Annotated in this window: 15 protein-coding genes; 8 read left to right on the top strand and 7 right to left on the bottom strand. The window is 66.7% G+C overall.

Annotated features, from left to right (window positions below; all coding sequences use genetic code 11):
* Nucleotides 1-221: 221 nt before the first annotated feature.
* From ABS73_RS07540 to ABS73_RS07530, 3 genes are read left to right on the top strand one after another with little or no spacing between them, the layout of a single operon-like run.
* Complete coding sequence (locus ABS73_RS07540; protein WP_277021637.1) at nucleotides 222-776, top strand: thioredoxin family protein; 555 nt, start codon at nucleotides 222-224, stop codon at nucleotides 774-776.
* The gene (gene gph / locus ABS73_RS07535) at nucleotides 776-1,456 is read left to right on the top strand and encodes a phosphoglycolate phosphatase (protein ID WP_277021640.1); all 681 of its coding nucleotides are present in this window, start codon (nucleotides 776-778) and stop codon (nucleotides 1,454-1,456) included. Before ABS73_RS07540 ends, gph begins: the two co-directional genes overlap by 1 nt.
* Before the next feature lie 55 nt (nucleotides 1,457-1,511).
* Nucleotides 1,512-1,940 carry a protein tyrosine phosphatase family protein gene (locus ABS73_RS07530; protein ID WP_277021643.1) on the top strand — a complete coding sequence of 143 codons (429 nt, stop codon included), beginning with the start codon at nucleotides 1,512-1,514 and terminating at the stop codon, nucleotides 1,938-1,940.
* 42 nt (nucleotides 1,941-1,982) lie between these two features.
* Here ABS73_RS07530 and ABS73_RS07525 read toward each other — a convergent pair whose 3' ends face one another.
* From ABS73_RS07525 to ABS73_RS07505, 5 genes are all read right to left on the bottom strand, one after another.
* Entirely contained in the window at nucleotides 1,983-2,309 is a 327-nt protein-coding gene (locus tag ABS73_RS07525; RefSeq protein WP_277021646.1) for an arsenate reductase family protein, read from the bottom strand.
* A gap of 160 nt (nucleotides 2,310-2,469) precedes the next feature.
* Entirely contained in the window at nucleotides 2,470-3,774 is a 1,305-nt protein-coding gene (locus tag ABS73_RS07520; protein WP_277021649.1) for a DUF3422 family protein, read from the bottom strand.
* 85 nt (nucleotides 3,775-3,859) lie between these two features.
* Nucleotides 3,860-5,302 (bottom strand): NAD(P)(+) transhydrogenase (Re/Si-specific) subunit beta, encoded by a 1,443-nt coding sequence (locus tag ABS73_RS07515; RefSeq protein ID WP_277021652.1) that lies wholly within the window; start codon nucleotides 5,300-5,302, stop codon nucleotides 3,860-3,862.
* Between the two features lie 12 nt (nucleotides 5,303-5,314).
* Entirely contained in the window at nucleotides 5,315-6,889 is a 1,575-nt protein-coding gene (locus ABS73_RS07510; RefSeq protein WP_277021655.1) for a Re/Si-specific NAD(P)(+) transhydrogenase subunit alpha, read from the bottom strand.
* 202 nt (nucleotides 6,890-7,091) lie between these two features.
* Nucleotides 7,092-7,664, bottom strand: a complete 573-nt coding sequence (locus ABS73_RS07505) for a hypothetical protein (protein WP_277021658.1) — start codon at nucleotides 7,662-7,664, stop codon at nucleotides 7,092-7,094.
* Between the two features lie 186 nt (nucleotides 7,665-7,850).
* Between ABS73_RS07505 and pepN the strand changes: the two genes are divergently transcribed.
* Nucleotides 7,851-10,424, top strand: a complete 2,574-nt coding sequence (gene pepN / locus ABS73_RS07500) for an aminopeptidase N (protein WP_277021661.1) — start codon at nucleotides 7,851-7,853, stop codon at nucleotides 10,422-10,424.
* Between the two features lie 13 nt (nucleotides 10,425-10,437).
* On the top strand, nucleotides 10,438-11,349 hold the full coding sequence (locus ABS73_RS07495) for a 1-acyl-sn-glycerol-3-phosphate acyltransferase (RefSeq protein ID WP_277021663.1): 912 nt from the start codon (nucleotides 10,438-10,440) through the stop codon (nucleotides 11,347-11,349).
* A gap of 66 nt (nucleotides 11,350-11,415) precedes the next feature.
* On the opposite strand, the gene proB is transcribed toward ABS73_RS07495, so the two are convergent.
* Both proB and obgE read right to left on the bottom strand, forming a co-directional pair.
* Nucleotides 11,416-12,531: a glutamate 5-kinase gene (gene proB, locus ABS73_RS07490; RefSeq protein ID WP_277021665.1), complete on the bottom strand. Its 1,116-nt coding sequence runs from the start codon at nucleotides 12,529-12,531 to the stop codon at nucleotides 11,416-11,418.
* The gene (gene obgE, locus ABS73_RS07485) at nucleotides 12,519-13,553 is read right to left on the bottom strand and encodes a GTPase ObgE (RefSeq protein ID WP_277021668.1); all 1,035 of its coding nucleotides are present in this window, start codon (nucleotides 13,551-13,553) and stop codon (nucleotides 12,519-12,521) included. The genes proB and obgE overlap by 13 nt, the downstream gene beginning before the upstream one ends.
* Nucleotides 13,554-13,664: 111 nt before the next feature.
* On the opposite strand from obgE, the gene ABS73_RS07480 reads away from it, so the two are divergent.
* From ABS73_RS07480 to eno, 3 genes are all read left to right on the top strand, one after another.
* On the top strand, nucleotides 13,665-15,053 hold the full coding sequence (locus tag ABS73_RS07480; protein WP_277021669.1) for a protein adenylyltransferase SelO: 1,389 nt from the start codon (nucleotides 13,665-13,667) through the stop codon (nucleotides 15,051-15,053).
* Nucleotides 15,054-15,128: 75 nt separating this feature from the next.
* Complete coding sequence (locus ABS73_RS07475) at nucleotides 15,129-15,809, top strand: endonuclease/exonuclease/phosphatase family protein (protein ID WP_277021671.1); 681 nt, start codon at nucleotides 15,129-15,131, stop codon at nucleotides 15,807-15,809.
* A gap of 59 nt (nucleotides 15,810-15,868) precedes the next feature.
* Nucleotides 15,869-17,143 carry a phosphopyruvate hydratase gene (gene eno, locus ABS73_RS07470; RefSeq protein WP_277021672.1) on the top strand — a complete coding sequence of 425 codons (1,275 nt, stop codon included), beginning with the start codon at nucleotides 15,869-15,871 and terminating at the stop codon, nucleotides 17,141-17,143.
* The last annotated feature ends 2 nt before the right edge of the window (nucleotides 17,144-17,145 follow it).

Genomic DNA, 17,145 nt, shown 5'->3' with positions numbered 1-17,145 from the left:
AGGGAAAGGTGAGAGAACCGAACCTTCATTCTATGATCCTTTCATGGCTCAACCCATTGTTGAGCACAGAAAGTCGCATTTCAGGATAGCGCGTGCCCCGTTTCCACAGGTCGAGATAATAATCTGTATTATGTCTCTAGAATCCTGTTCAGCCCCATATCGTTCACGACTTGCTCATCTTTCTCTGATCTTACACATTTGGAAAAAGTTTGGAGTATCTCATGGCTGTTTCGCCACCCGTTTGCGACTTCGATGCACCGTGGCACGAATTCTCGTTGCCTGACGGCCATGGCCGCGTCTGGAGCCTGACCGATAGTGGGCAGGCCAAGGCGACGCTGGTCATGTTCATCTGCAACCACTGTCCCTATGTCCGATCGATCCTGGATCGCATCGTCCGGGACGCCCATGAGTTGATGGACTACGGCATCCACGTCTTTGCGATATCAGCGAATGATGCCGATGCTTATCCGGAAGACAGTCCCGAAAAGATGCGGCTGCTGGCGGACGACCACGGCTTTCGCTTTCCTTATCTCCACGATGCCAGCCAGCAGGTTGCTCGGGCCTATGGGGCCCAGTGCACCCCCGATTTCTTTGGCTACAACAGTCAGGGCCGGTTGCAATATCGCGGACGCCTGGATGCATCCGGGCGACAGGCGGCGGCGCCCGATGCGCGGCGCGACCTGTATCTGGCGATGATGCAGATCGCCGAAACCGGCCAAGGCCCGAGAGAGCAGATCGCGTCCATGGGCTGCTCGATCAAATGGAAGGTGGCATGATGAGCCGACCATGCCCGATTGTCTTCGATCTGGACGGCACCCTGATCGACAGCGCGCCGGACATCCATGCCTGCGTGACTGCGGTCCTGCGACAGCACCACATCACCCCGCTGCCTCTGCCGCGGGTCCGCAGTTTCATCGGCGGCGGGGTGGAGCTGCTCTGGTCGCGGATCATTGCCGCCTGCTCGATCGATCCAGTGCACCGACCCGCGCTGATCGCGGCCTTCATGGCACGCTATCACGATGCCACCGCGCTGACCCGGATGTTCCCAAGCGTGATCGAGGCGCTTGGCCGCCTGGCCGATGCGGGTCACCCCATGGGCATCTGCACGAACAAGCCGATGGGTCCGACGCTGCAGGTGCTGGACCATTTCGGGCTTTCGCATCTATTCCCGGTGGTCGTGGGGGGCGATACACTTCCGCAGAAAAAACCCGACCCGGCGCCCCTCAGGCTGGCGCTGGAGCGTCTGGGCACCGTCGATGGCCAAGCGCTGTTCGTCGGGGACAGCGCATTCGACGCCCATTGCGCGACGGCGGTCCCGGTGCCGTTCCTGCTCTATTCCGGCGGCTATCGCCTGAGCCCGGTCGCAGAGCTGCCCCATGACGGCATATTCGATCACTTCGACGCACTGCCCGATCTGGTGGCAGAGACCCTGATGGCCCGACCTCGCTTGCCTTGACAAGCGGTTGCGAAAAACGCCAGGTCGGACAATCCCGACGATGAAAGGCCCTTTGATGGATCTGCGCCAAATCACCCCCGACCTTGCCGTCTCGCCCCAGATCATGCCCGAGGATGTCCCTGTCTTGGCGCAAGCCGGGTTCAAGGTGCTGGTGAACAACCGGCCCGATGATGAGGTCGGCCCCGATATCGACCATGACGCGATGGCCATGGCCGCCGAACAGGCCGGGATGCGCTATCACTATCTGCCGTTTCATCCGGGTCAGATCACGCCGCAGCTGATCGCCGAATTCGGGGCGGCGACCGCAGGACAGGGGCCGGTGATCGCCTATTGCCGGTCGGGAAATCGCTCGACGGTCCTCTGGGCGCTGAACCAGGCAGGCCGACTGCCCGAGGATGAGATCCTGCGCATCGCCGCGGATGCCGGCTTCGATCTCAGCGGGGTCAGTCCGCTGATCGCCTCTCTGGCCAGCCGCAAGGGCTGAGACTGGTGGGCAGGACAGGCCACGCCCCCCTGCCCCGCTCGATCAGGCCGGAACGCCGAATGCACGCTTGACATTTGCGGTCCAGCCCAAAGCGGTCTGACCCTCTGCGCGAATCGCCGGGCGTTTCATCACGCTCGGCTTGTCGCCCATCATCGCGACCGGATCGGCCGCACGCTCTTCCTCGGACATGCCGCGCCAAGTCAGGCTGGCGCGGTTGATGATCTTGTCCCCGAAATCGGCGACCAGTGCTGCGCGCTCATCCGGGGACAGCGGCTCTTTCTGAACGTCGCGGAACTGCACGCTCCAGCCATGCTCCTCCAGCGCGGCCTGCGCCTTCTGGCAGGTCGAGCAATGGGAAAGACCGAACATCGTCAACGTCTTGGACATGGTAACCTCGTCAGATCAGGGGAACGAAGGGAACGCCGCAGGCCGCAAGGGCCAGGGTCGCAAGCAGGGCAAAAGTCACGCGCATGAGCTGTCCTTTCAGGGTCAGACCTGATGTATCGCGCCCCGTCGTGCCTGCTACAAGTCACAAATCGTCGCTGCCCGCATCGTGGAACCGGGACCGCACGCGGCGCATCCCCCACCAGACCGTCAGCACCGTCAGCGGCGTCAGCCCCGCCACCAGCAGCGTCTTGTCCAGGCCCGTGATGCCCACCAGCGGCGCCAGCGCATAACCCAGCAACCCCACCGCGTAATAGCTGATGGCCACGACCGACAGCCCCTCGACCGTGTGCTGCAGGCGCAGCTGCAGATCGGCGCGGCGGTCCATGCGGTGCATGATCTTCTGGTTCTGGGCGCTGCGTTCGACATCCACGCGGGTGCGCAGCAGTTCCGCCGCGCGGGCCGTCCGCTCCAGCATGGTGGCCAGCCGCCGTTCGGCCGATTGCGCCGTCCGCATAGCGGGCTGATAACGCCTGCGCATGAATTCGGTCAGCATCTGGCGGTCCAGAAACCGCGTCTCGCGCAGGGCGGCGATGCGGTCATGCACGATCGCCTCATAGGCCCGCGTTGCGCCAAAGCGGAACGAATGCTGCACCGCCTGCGCCTCCAGCTGGGTCGAGACCGCCAGCAGATCGTGCAGCAGCTGTTCCGCAGGCTGCGCATCATCCGCCATGGAATCCAGGATCGCCGTCAGACGCGGCTCCAGCTCGTTCAGCCGGTTGCTCAGACCCCGCGCCCGGCCCAGGCCCAGCATCGACATCGCGCGATAGGTCTCCAGCTCAACCAGGCGATGCACCAGGCGACCGATCCGCCCCTCGGACGTGCCGGGCCGGACAAAGACCGCAAAGCGCATCCAGCCATCCGCATCGATGCGAAAATCGCCCGCGACCAGCGCGGCCTCGTCCAGAACCCAGATGGCGGCCATGCTGTCCTGCGCGAACCAGCCGTCCATGCGGGACAGCGCCTCGGCCGGATCGTCGGGCAGCAGGTCGACCTGGACCATGACCGCAGCCACCCGCTTGCCGGGGGCCCCATGCTGCCACGCATCGGGAAAGATCGCCGCCGCCGACGGATCGAAGGGCCGGATCGGCAGCCCCGGCACCGTCGCCATATAGGACACGAATTCGGTGTGGCTTTCCCATTTCAGCGCATGCCGGCCCAGCTGACCCTGATAGTGGCTGTCCTCGGGGTCGGGACGGGGTCCGCCGTGGCGCTGGACCAGGTCGGTCAGATGCGCCATGTCGCGCGCGCGGTCCCGGTTGGCCGCATCGCGCGGGTCCTTGAACGCGACGAAGACCGCCGTCGCGGGGGCTGCGATCTGGGGCGACGGGCGGGCATGCAGCTCGTTGACCAGCGCATAGCGCAGGGGATGTTCGGTGGCCGGGTTCATGCGCCCCTCCTGCTGAGGGGGACATGCCCCCTGCCCCGGTTCGATGCGCCCGCCGGTCATGTGACCGGCGGGCGTGTGGAAGGCTTCAGTCGATCATCGGCAGCAGCTTGTTGATGCTGTCCTTGGCGTCGCCATAGAACATCCGGGTGTTCTCCTTGAAGAACAACGGATTTTCGATGCCGCTATAGCCGGTGCCCTGCCCGCGCTTGGACACGAAGACCTGCTTGGCACGCCACACTTCCAGCACCGGCATCCCGGCGATGGGGCTGTTCGGATCATCCTGCGCCGCCGGGTTCACGATGTCATTGGACCCGATGATGATCACGACGTCGGTCGCGGGGAAATCCTCGTTGATCTCGTCCATTTCCAGCACGATGTCATAGGGCACCTTGGCCTCGGCCAGCAGCACGTTCATGTGCCCCGGCAAACGCCCCGCAACCGGGTGGATCGCGAAACGCACCGTCTTGCCCGCCGCGCGCAGCTTGCGGGTCAGCTCGCTGACCGCGCCCTGCGCTTGGGCCACCGCCATGCCATAGCCCGGCACGATGACCACGCTGTCGGCCTCGTTCAGGGCCGATGCAACGCCATCCGCGTCGATGGCGATCTGCTCGCCCTCGATGGCGGCGGCAGGGCCGGTCTCTCCGCCGAAACCGCCCAGAATCACGCTGACAAAGTTCCGGTTCATCGCCTTGCACATGATGTAGGACAGGATCGCACCCGACGATCCGACCAGCGCGCCCGTCACGATCAGCAGATCATTGCCAAGCGTAAAGCCGATCGCCGCCGCCGCCCAACCGGAATAGCTGTTCAGCATCGACACCACGACCGGCATGTCGGCACCGCCGATGCCCATGATCAGGTGATAGCCGATGAAGAAGGCCAGCAGGGTGATCAGGATCAGCCAGAACACCGCCGGACCGACGCCGGTAAAATAAAGAATGCCGAACAAGATCGACAGCGCAAGCGCGCCCGCGTTCAGCATATGCCCGCCCGGCAGCTTCTTGGGCTTGCCGTCCACGCGGCCCGACAGCTTGCCAAAGGCCACGACCGACCCGGTGAAGGTCACTGCGCCGATGAAAATGCCCAGGAACACCTCGATCTTGAGCATGGCGATCTCGGGGCCGGTCTTGCCCGCCAGCAGCGCCGCAAAGCCGGTGAAGGCCACCGGCACGCCCTCGGCGATCAGCCGCGTGACGCGACCCAGCTCGATCTGTGCGTTGAAACCGACAAAGACCGCGGCCAGGCCGACCAGCGAATGCATGGCCGCGACCAGCTGCGGCATCTCGGTCATCTGGACGCGCTTGGCGACCAGCCAGCCGCCCGTGCCGCCGATGGCGATCATCACCAGCGACAGGAACCAGTTGCCCGCGCCGGGCCCGAACAGGGTCGCGGCCACCGCCAGCGCCATGCCGACGATGCCGTACCAGATTGCGCGCTTGGCGCTTTCCTGTCCCGACAGCCCGCCAAGCGACAGGATGAACAGGACCGATGCGACCACATAGGCCGCGGTTGTGAATCCGTATTCCATCGTCCCGATCCCTTACGACTTCTGGAACATGGCAAGCATGCGCCGGGTGACCATGAAGCCACCAAAGATGTTGACCGATGCCATCAGCACCGCCAGCGCCCCCAGGATCACCACCCAGGCCGAGCCCGAACCGATCTGCATCAGCGCGCCCAGGATGATGATCGAGCTGATCGCGTTGGTGATGGCCATCAGCGGCGTGTGCAGCGAATGAGCCACGTTCCAGATCACTCGGAAGCCCACAAAACAGGCCAGCACAAAGACGATGAAATGCGACATGAAGCTGGCAGGCGCGACCAGCCCGATCAGCAGTACGACCAGACCGCCGCCTACCAGCAGCTTGATCTGGCTCGCGGTATCCGCCTTGAAGGCCGCGGCCTCGGCGGCGCGGCGTTCGTCGGGGGTCAACTCCTTCTTCTTTTCCTTGGGCTTCTGCGCCGCGATGGCCGCGATCTTGGGCGGCGGGGGCGGCCAGGTCACGTCATGATCGCGGGCGACGGTGGCGCCGCGGATGACGTCATCCTCCATGTTGTGCACGATGACGCCGTCCTTGGCCGGGGTCAGGTCGGCCACGAAATGGCGGATGTTGTTGCCATACAGCTCGGACGCCTGCGCGCCCATGCGCGACGGGAAATCGGTGTAACCCACGATAGTCACGCCGTTTTCCGTCACGATGCGTTCGTCAGGCACGGTCAGGTCGCAATTGCCGCCCTTCTCTGCAGCCAGGTCGATGATGACGCTGCCCTGCTTCATCATGGCCACCATGTCGGCGGTCCACAGCTTGGGCGCGTCGCGGCCCGGGATCAGCGCGGTGGTGATCACGATGTCCATCTGCGGCGCCAGCTCGCGGAACTTGGCCAGCTGCTTTTCGCGGAATTCGGGGCTGGAGGGCGCGGCATAGCCGCCCGTCGCGGCCCCGTCCTGCACCGGCTGGTCGAATTCCAGATAGACGAACTCCGCGCCCATCGATTCGATCTGCTCGGCCACCTCGGGGCGCACGTCAAAGGCATGCACCTGCGCGCCAAGTGACACCGACGTCCCGATCGCGGCCAGACCCGCGACGCCCGCGCCCACGACCAGCACCTTGGCCGGGGGCACCTTGCCCGCCGCCGTGACCTGCCCCGTGAAGAAGCGCCCGAAATTGTTCGCAGCTTCGATCACCGCGCGATAGCCCGCGATATTGGCCATGGAGGACAGCGCGTCCATCTTTTGCGCGCGGCTGATGCGGGGCACCATGTCCATCGCAATGGCCGTGATGCCCTGATCCTTGGTACGCGCCAGCAGATCGGCATTCTGCCCCGGATAGAAGAACGAGATCAACGTCTGGCCCGCCCGCATCTGGCCGATCTCGGCCTCGGTCGCGGGCCGGACCTTGGCCAGCAGGTCGACGGCGCCGACCAGCTCTGCGGCGGTCCGGCTGACGGTCACGCCCGCCTTGACATAGTCGTCGTCTGAAAAGCCCGCGCGGGCGCCGGCCCCGCTCTCGATAAAGACCGTATGGCCCAGCTTGGCCAGATGCACCGCCGAGGACGGCGTGATCGCCACCCGCGCCTCACCGTCAAAAATTTCCTTCAATGCGCCAATCTTCATGGCTCGGCTGCCCCCCGCCTTGGTGTTTCCGGATTTGTCAGACACATAACATCGCGAAATATTGTTTCACAAGGCTAGGCTGCCGCAGTCTCGTCCGAAAGACTGACCCAAGGTCATCTTTCGCAGCGTTGCCAAGGCGACATGAAAAAGGCCCGGATGCGGATGCATCCGGGCCTGTTCCGTCGCGCAAGCGCGCCAGAGATCAGTTGGCGGGCGCCGGGGTGGCAGGCGCAGTCGTCGCCGGTGCCGGAGCGGCAGGCGGCGTGGTCTCGGTCGCCGGCTCCTCGATGGTGACGGCGTCGTCCAGCGTGTCGTCAGCCGGTGCGGGCTCGGTCGTGCCGGTCACCGGGGCGGCGGGCTCGGCTTCGGTCTCGGCGCTGGCTGCGTCCGATTCGGTAGCGGTGGCGGCGCCGTCGGCACCCACGACCGGTTGGTCGGTGGTTTCGGCCGCGGTATCCGCATCGGCCTGGGCTGCGGCATTGTCTGCCTCAGCCTCGGTCGAGGCGGTATCGGGCTCGGGCTCCACGACGACGGCGGGCGGGGTGGTCGTTTCCGGCGCGGGCTCGGTCGTGGTCACGGTGGTCGTGTCGCCTTCCACGACGGTCGTGTCATCGGTCATGAAACGCTGCAGCACGAAATAGGCCAAGGCCAGCGCCAGCAGGACGCCGATGATCAGCGGCAGCGCGGAGGACCGCCGCTCGACCGGCTCGACATAGGTTTCCTTCGGCTCGACGCCGGGCTGGGGGCGGTTCGGATCGTTGGGATCATAGCTCATGCAGGTCTCCGATTCAGACTGTCTTGTGACCGGGTTAAGGTCGCAGGGGTGATGGCGCGCGGGCGGTCGGCTGTCAATCGCCAAGACCCGATGCCCCGCCTTGCGAGCCGGCGTTCAGGCGATTAACACCAATGTGAACGCCCGGGTTCCGTTCCCGCGCCGCATTTTTAGCGAGAGGTCGCCACCATGCCTGGCCCGAAACCGCAGCCTGTCCAGCACCTTGCCGATTACCGCCCCTATCCGTTCACCCTGTCGGGAACGCATCTGGACGTGACCTTGGCGCCGCGCGGAACCATCGTCCGGGCCCGCCTAGACCTGGTGCCGGGCGCCCTGCCCGTCGATCTGGTTCTGGATGGCGGGCGGGGTCTGGACCTGCGCGCGCTGACCATCGACGGACAGGCCCCCGACCCCGCACACATCCGCCGCGACGACGAGACGCTGACCATTGCCGCCGCCGCCCTACCCTCCGCGCCCTTCGCGCTGGAGACCGAGGTCGCCATCGATCCGCAGGACAACACCGCCTTCGAGGGCCTGTATCTGTCCGGCGGCATCTTCTGCACCCAATGCGAGGCCGAAGGGTTCCGCCACATCACCTTCTACCCCGACCGCCCCGACGTGATGACCACATTCCGGGTCATCATCCGCAGCGACATGCCGGTGCTGCTGTCGAACGGCAACCCGGTCCGGCAGGAGCCGGGCCTGGCCGAATGGCACGACCCGTGGCCCAAACCCGCCTATCTGCTCGCGCTGGTCGCGGGCGATCTGGTGGCGGTCAGCGACCGCTTCACCACCCGGTCGGGCCGCGATGTGGCGCTGAACGTCTGGGTGCGCCCGGGCGATCAGGACCGCGCGGGCTTTGCGATGGAGAGCCTGATCAAGTCGATGCGGTGGGACGAGGACGTCTATGGCCGCGAATACGACCTGGACGTGTTCAACATCGTCGCGGTCGATGATTTCAACATGGGAGCGATGGAGAACAAGGGGTTGAACATCTTCAACTCCAAGCTGGTGCTGGCCTCGCCCGACACGGCGACCGATACCGACTATGAGCGGATCGAGGCGGTCATCGCGCATGAGTATTTCCACAACTGGACCGGCAACCGCATCACCTGCCGCGACTGGTTCCAGCTGTGCCTCAAGGAGGGTCTGACGGTCTTTCGCGACCAGCAGTTCACCAGTGACCTGCGTTCGGCGGCGGTCAAGCGGATCGAGGACGTCCAGACGCTCCGCGCCCGCCAGTTCCGCGAGGATCAGGGCCCCCTGGCGCACCCCCCGCGCCCCGACCGGTATGAGGAAATCAACAACTTCTACACCGCGACGGTCTATGAAAAAGGCGCCGAGGTCATCGGCATGCTGAAACGGCTGGTGGGTGATGAGGGCTATGCCCGGGCGCTGGACCTCTATTTCGACCGCCATGACGGCGACGCCGCGACCATCGAGGACTGGCTGCAGGTGTTCGAGGACGCCACCGGCCGCGACCTGTCCCAGTTCAAGCGCTGGTATACCGATGCCGGCACCCCGATCCTGACCATGGACGAGGACTGGCAGGACGGCACCCTGACGCTGACCTTTGCGCAAAGCACCCCGCCCACGCCCGGCCAGCCCGACAAGCCCGCCCGCGTCATCCCCATCGCCGTGGGCCTGATCGGCCCGAATGGCGACGAGGTCGCCCCCACGCGCGTGCTGGAGATGACCGAGGCACAACAGAGCTTTGCCTTTGAGGGATTAGGCGCGCGGCCCGTCGCGTCGGTCCTGCGGGGGTTCTCGGCGCCGGTGATGCTGCGGCGGCAGATGGACGATGCGACGCGGGCCTTTCTGCTGGCCCATGACAACGACCCCTTTGCCCGGTGGGAGGCCGGGCGCGAGCTGGCGCTGTCCGCGCTGACCGACCTGTCGCAGGGCCGCGACGCGGGCACGGATTACATCACCGCCATCGGCGCGCTGGCGGCGGACGATGCCGCCGATCCGGCCTTTCGCGCGCTGTGCCTGATCCTGCCCGGAGAGGAGGAGATCGCCACGCGCCTGGCCTCCCTGGGCGTGACGCCGGACCCGGACGCGATCCATGCGGCGCGCGACGATCTGGCGCGACGCATCGCGGTCACGCATCAGGATCTGCTGGCGCGGCTGTTCGACGAGATGGCCGTCACCGGCCCCTATTCGCCCGACGCGCAGGCGGCGGCGGGACGGTCGCTGCGCATCGCGGCGCTTGGCCTTTTGGGGCGCATCGATGGCGGCGACCGGGCCGAGGTGTTGTTCGGCATCGCCGGCAACATGACCGAACGCATGGCTGCGCTTGCCGTCCTGCTGCGCCTCGGGCGCGGAGAGGCGGCGCTGCGCATCCTCCATGACGAATTCGGCGACAACCGGCTGGTCATGGACAAGTGGTTCTCGGTCCAGGTGATGGCCGCGCCTCCCGACCAGGCGGTCGCGGTCGCGCGGCGGCTGGCCGGGCGCAAGGATTTCGACTGGAAGAACCCTAACCGCTTTCGCGCGCTGCTGGGCGGGCTGGCGGCCAATCATGCGGGGTTCCATGCGGCGGACGGGTCGGGCTATGCCTTCACCGCCGATTGGCTAATGCGGATGGACGCGGCCAATCCACAGATCGCCGCGCGCATGTCCACCGCCTTCGAGACCTGGCCCCGCTATGACGCCACACGGCGCGGCCATGCGCAGGCCGCCTTGGAACAGATCGGCACCCTTGAGGGTTTGAGCCGGAACACGCGTGAAATGATCTCGCGCATGATCGCTGCCGGCCGGTGAGGGGGGTCACAAGATGGGCAAGATCGACGAGGCACGCGCCGAGATGCAGGCGCGGCTTGATCCCCTGATCGCCGAACGGGCGCCCTGGCTGTTTTCCGGGCGCCTGCACCACCGGGCCGCGAAATGGGCGATGATGCAGGTGTTGCGCTATCCGGCCACGGTCGATCTGGGGGCGCAGTTCCGCGACCTGCCTCCCACCGAGATCTTTCGCAGGATGAGCGAGCTGATCGTCCACGATCTGCAGGTCGAGGGGCTGGAGCATATCCCCGCCTCCGGCCCGGCGCTGATCGTGGCGAACCACCCGACCGGGATCGCGGACGGCATCTTCCTGAACGCCATCGTCTCGCAATTGCGCGACGATCTGTTCATCTATGCCAATCACGACATGATCCGGGTGCTGCCGCAGATGATCGGCATGATCGCTCCGGTGGAATGGCGCGTCGAAAAGCGCAGCCATGCCAAGACCCGCGCGACGATGGACTACACCCGCGACGCCATCGAGGCCGGGCGCATCGGTTTGATCTTTCCGTCGGGGCGACTGGCCAAACGGACCGGCCTGACCCTGAACGAGCGCCCCTGGATGGCCAGTGCCGCGATGATCGCGCGCAAGTTCGACCTGCCGGTCATTCCCCTGCGCATCCGGGCCCGCAACTCGGCGCTGTTCTATCTGTTCGACAAGATCCACCCGACCCTGCGCGACGTGACCCTGTTCAACGAGGTGCTGAACAAGACCCGCCACCCCTATCGCGTGACAATCGGCGCGCCGATCCTGCCCTCGGACCTGCCCCGCAGTTCGGACCAATCCATCCTGGCGCTGCGCGAGGCGGTGCTGACCCTGCCCGCGCCGGGCCGGGATGCGCCGCGCCTGGCCCGTCCGCGCGGGGTCACGCGGGCCGTGGGGGCGCGACGGCCGGTGGGCGGCTGATCTGCGTCCCGCGACGGCCGGGGGGCCAGCCCCCCGGACCCCCCGGACGTGCCAAGCCCCGAACGGCTAGAGGACCATGTCGTCGCGATGGATCATCGCAGCCCGTCCCGGATAGCCCAGAATGGCCTCGATCTGCGCAGAATGGTGGCCCGCGATCTGGCTCGCCTCTGCCGCGGTATAGCGGATCAATCCTGTCGCCAGCCGTTGGCCCAACGGCCCGGTGATCGCCACCGGATCGCCCCGTCCGAAGGCGCCCTCGACCGCGGTAACCCCCGCGGGCAGCAGCGATTTCCCGCGCCCCAGGGCCAGCGCCGCGCCCTCGTCCACGATGACGCTGCCCTTGGGCTTCATCGCGCCGATCCAGCGTTTGCGCGCCAGCTGTGGATCGGCCTCGGGCAGGAACCAGCTGCTGCGCGCGCCCTGCGCAACGGCCGAGAGCGGGCGGAAGACCGACCCCTCGGCAATCGCCATCGCGCACCCGCCCGCCACCGCGGTGCGCGCGGCCATCAGCTTGGTCTTCATGCCGCCCTTGGACAGGCCCGAGACGGGATCGCCACCCATCGCCTCGATTTCGGGGGTGATCGCCTCGATCACCGGCAGGTGGCGGGCCGTGGGGTCGGTCTTGGGGTTCGCGGTATACAGCCCGTCCACGTCGGACAGCAGCAACAGCTGATCCGCGCCGCAGGTCACGGCAATCTGGGCTGCCAGCCGGTCGTTGTCGCCGAACCGGATCTCATCCGTGGCGACGGTGTCGTTCTCGTTCACGATGGGCACCACGCCCAGGGACAGCAGCGTCTGCATGGTCGCGCGGCTGTTCAGATAGCGGCGGCGATCGGCGCTGTCCTCCAGCGTCAGCAGAACCTGTGCGGTAGTGACGCCGTGGGGGGCCAGCGCCTCCTCATAGGCGCGGGCCAGGCGGATCTGGCCCACCGCGGCGGCAGCCTGCGCCTGCTCCAGCGGCAGCGCCCCTGCGGGCAGGCCCAGCACCCGGCGCCCAAGCGCGATGGAGCCAGAGCTGACCAGCACCACATCGCAACCGCGCGCGCGCCAGTCGGCCACATCATCGCACAGCCCGCGCAGCCAATCGCCGCGCAGCCCCTCGGGCCCAACCAGCAGGGCCGAGCCGATCTTGACGACCAGCCTGCGGGCCGCGCCAAGCTGCGGCACGGTCACGGCTGCCATGTCCCGTCGGGCGTTTCAGGGGCTGCGGGGGCGCGCGACGGCTCGATCTGGGTCCACAGCGCGCGCAGGACATCCGTGACGCCGGTCCGGGCCACACCCGACATCAGCATGACCGGGTGACCCAGCTCGGCCTCCAACGCGGCGCGGCGCTCGGCGATCTCGTCGTCGTCCAGCGCGTCGATCTTGTTCAGCGCGGTGACGCGGGGCTTTTGCATCAGGACCGGCGAATAGGCCGCAAGCTCGGTCAGGATGGTGCGCGCATCCTCGGCCACGGTCTGGGAGGTGCCGTCCACCAGATGCAGCAGTACGTTCGAGCGTTCGACATGGCCCAGGAACTGGTCGCCCAGGCCGCGCCCCTCGGACGCACCCTCGATCAGTCCCGGAATGTCGGCCATCACGAATTCATAGGTGTCCACGCCCACCACGCCCAGGTTCGGGTGCAGCGTGGTGAAGGGATAATCGGCGATCTTGGGGCGCGCGTTCGACACGGCCGCCAGAAAGGTCGACTTGCCCGCGTTGGGCAGGCCCACCAGCCCCGCATCCGCGATCAGCTTCAGCCGCAGCCAGATGGTGCGCTCGACCCCCTCCAGCCCCGGATTGGCGGTGCGCGGGCTGCGGTTGGTCGAGGATTTGAAATGCAGGTTGCCCCAGCCCCCATTGCCGCCCTTGGCCAGCAACACGCGCTGGCCGACCTCGGTCAGATCGGCGATGACGGTCTCCTCGTCCTCGTCCAGGATCTCGGTGCCGACGGGGATGCGCAGCGTGACATCGTCGGCGGATTTGCCGGTCATCTGGCTGCCCATGCCATGCTGGCCGGATTTGGCAAAGAAATGCTGCTGATAGCGGAAATCGATCAGGGTGTTCAGCCCCTCGACCGCCTCGGCCCAGACATCGCCGCCCTTGCCGCCATCGCCGCCATCGGGGCCGCCATATTCGATGAATTTCTCACGGCGGAACGACACGCAGCCCGCGCCACCCCCGCCCGAGCGGATATAGACTTTGGCGAGGTCGAGAAATTTCATGAGAAAGGCTCCTTTTGCCGGATGCGGATACGCCCTTGACGCCTGCGGTGCAAGGGTCGCGGGCTGGCAAAGCCGTCATCCGCGCCTATGTATGGGACAAAGGAGACCGCGATGATCCGTTTCGACAACAGCTATGCCCGGATGCCGCAGGGGTTCTTTGCCCGCGTGGACCCGACCCCGGTGACCGCCCCCCGTCTGCTGGCCCTGAACGGGCCCCTAGCTGACAGGCTGGGGATGGATCGCGATGCGCTGACGGTCGAGATGCTGGCCGGCAACGCCATCCCAGACGGGGCGGCCCCCCTGGCCCAGGCCTATGCGGGCCACCAGTTCGGCGGCTTTGTCCCGCAGCTGGGCGACGGCCGCGCTGTCCTGCTGGGCGAGGTCGTGGCCCCCGACGGCGCGCGGTTCGACATCCAGCTCAAGGGCTCGGGGCCGACGCCGTTTTCGCGGCGGGGCGACGGGCGCGCCTGGATGGGGCCGGTGCTGCGCGAATATCTGGTCAGCGAATTCATGGCCGCGATGGGCGTGCCCACCACGCGTGCCCTGGCCGCCGTGGCCACGGGCGAACAGGTCTGGCGCGAACAGGGCGGGCTGCCCGGCGCGGTGCTGACCCGCGTGGCCTCCAGCCATATCCGCGTCGGCACGTTCCAGTTCTTTGCCGTGCGCGACGACCGCGACCGCCTGCAAGCGCTGACCGATCACGTCATCGCCCGCCACTATCCCGGCGCGGATGGGCCGCTGGCGCTGCTGGACCGGGTGGTGGCCGCCCAGGCCGAAACCATCGCGCATTGGATGGCGCTTGGGTTCATCCACGGGGTGATGAACACCGACAACATGGCGATCTCGGGCGAGACGATCGACTATGGGCCCTGCGCCTTTATGGATATCTATCATCCCGATACAGTGTTTTCCTCGATCGACCGACAGGGGCGCTATGCCTGGGCGAACCAGCCCAACATCGCGGTCTGGAACCTGGCGCAATTCGCGACCTGCCTGATCCCGCTGATGGGCCCCGAGGAGGAGGCGGTCGAGGCCGCCACCGCATCGGTCCACCGCTTTGCGCCCCTCTATCAGGCGGCCTGGCTGCGCCGGTTCGGGGCCAAGCTGGGCATCAACGGCGCGCAGCATCAGCCGCTGATCGAGCAGCTGCTGTCGATGATGGCCACGCAACGCGCCGATTTCACGCGCGTTTTCGCAGGCCTGTCGGACGATACCGCGCGCGATGAGCTCACCGACCGCGCGGACTTCGATGCCTGGGCGCGCGACTGGCAGGCGCTGTCCCCGGACGCCGCCGCGATGGCGCAGGCCAATCCGCGCCGCATCCCCCGCAATCACCGGGTGGAACAGGCCATCGCCTCGGCCGTGGCCGATGACATGGCCCCGTTCCGGCGCCTGCTGGAGGCCGTGACCAACCCGCGCGAGGCGCGCGACGACTGGGCCGACCTGTCGCACGCGCCCACCACCGCACAGCTGGTGCATCAGACCTTCTGCGGCACCTGACGGGTTTTTGCGCGCGCGCCCCTTGCGGCCCGCGCGTTCGCCGTCACAATCATCCGCAGACGTTCCGGAGCCGTGATGCTGAAACTTGCCAGCTACAACCTGCACAAATGCCGGGGCATGACCGGCCCGCATGCCCCCCTGCGCAACCTGGCCGTCATCCGCGCGCTGGACCCCGACATCATCGCCCTGCAGGAGGTCGATTTCCGCTATGGCGTCCGCCCCGAGGCCCTGCCGCGCAAGCTGATCCAGGCCGAGACGGGGCTGGTCCCCGCCGACATCTATGGCACCACCGACAGCAGCCTGGGCTGGCACGGACAGACCATCCTGATGCGCCCGCACCTGGCCGAACAGGCGGTGCTGCGCCGCCTGCCTTTGCCGGGGCTGGAGCCGCGCGGCGCCGTCGCCCTGCGCCTGCCGGGGCTGACGGTGATCGGCGTGCATCTGGGCCTGGCGCGGTCGTCGCGGCGCGCGCAACTGGCGCGGATCAGCGCGCAGGCGTCGCGCATCGCCGAGGATCACATCGTCCTGATGGGCGACTTCAACGAATGGCGCGACGACCGGGGGCTGGAATCGCTGGCCGGGTTCCGGATCATCGCGCCGGGGCCGTCCTATCCCGCCCCCCTGCCCCAGCTGCGGCTGGACCGGATGGCGCTGTCGCGCAATCTGGATGTGCTGGACACCGGCGTCTTCAACCAGGCGGGCGCGCGCGAGGCGTCGGACCATCTGCCGATCTGGGCGAAGATCCGGATGCCGTGAGCGTTGCGGAACGGCCCTTCGGGCGCTAACAAGGCGCCAAGCATCAACGGAGTGCCTTCATGACCGCCATCATCGACATCTTCGCCCGTGAAATTCTGGACAGCCGCGGCAACCCTACCGTCGAGGTCGACGTCACGCTGGAGGACGGCACCCTGGGCCGCGCCGCCGTTCCCTCGGGGGCGTCGACCGGCGCGCATGAGGCGGTGGAAAAGCGCGACGGCGACATGACACGCTATATGGGCAAGGGCGTGCTGGAGGCCGTGGCCGCCGTCAACGGCGAGATCGCCGAGAATCTGGTGGGCGAGGATTCGACCGAACAGCGCATGCTGGACATGATGATGATCGAGCTGGACGGCACCCCCAACAAGGGCCGTCTTGGCGCGAACGCGATCCTGGGCGTGTCGATGGCAATCGCCAAGGCCGCGGCAGAGACCACGAACCAGCCGCTGTACCGCTATGTCGGCGGCACCTCGGCGCGCATCCTGCCGGTGCCGATGATGAACATCATCAATGGCGGCGAACATGCCGACAACCCCATCGACATCCAGGAATTCATGATCATGCCGGTCGCCGCGGAGAACATCCGCGAGGCCGTCCGCATGGGTTCCGAGATCTTCCACACGCTGAAGAAGGAGCTGTCGGCGGCGGGCCTGTCGACCGGCATCGGCGATGAGGGCGGCTTTGCGCCCAACCTGTCCTCCACCCGCGACGCGCTGGATTTCATCCTGAAGGCCATCGAAAAGGCCGGATACAAGCCCGGCGACGACATCATGCTGGCGCTGGATTGTGCCTCCACCGAGTATTTCAAGAACGGCAAGTACGAGATGAAGGGCGAGGGCAAGTCCCTGACCCCGGCCGAGAACGTCGACTATCTGGCCGCGCTGTGCGACGCCTATCCGATCCTGTCGATCGAGGATGGCTGCGGCGAGGATGACTGGGACGGCTGGAAGATGCTGACCGACCGCCTTGGTGACCGCATCCAGCTGGTCGGTGACGATCTGTTCGTGACGAACCCCGTCCGTCTGGCCCAGGGGATCGAGCGCGGTTGCGCCAACAGCCTGCTGGTCAAGGTCAACCAGATCGGCACGCTGTCGGAAACGCTGGACGCGGTGCGCATGGCCGACCGTGCGGGTTTCACATCGGTGATGTCGCACCGCTCGGGCGAGACCGAGGATGCGACCATCGCCGACCTGGCCGTCGCGACCAATTGCGGGCAGATCAAGACCGGCTCGCTGGCGCGGTCCGACCGGTTGGCGAAATACAACCAGCTGATCCGCATCGAGGAAATGCTGGGCGCCACCGCCGAATACGCGGGTCGCAGCATCCTGCGCTGAGG

Source organism: Paracoccus sp. SCN 68-21 (genome assembly GCF_001724535.1).
Classification (GTDB): domain Bacteria; phylum Pseudomonadota; class Alphaproteobacteria; order Rhodobacterales; family Rhodobacteraceae; genus Paracoccus; species Paracoccus hibiscisoli.
The sequence above is the reverse complement of the archived record's forward strand: the minus strand, read 5'-3'. Positions and strand labels throughout refer to the sequence as shown.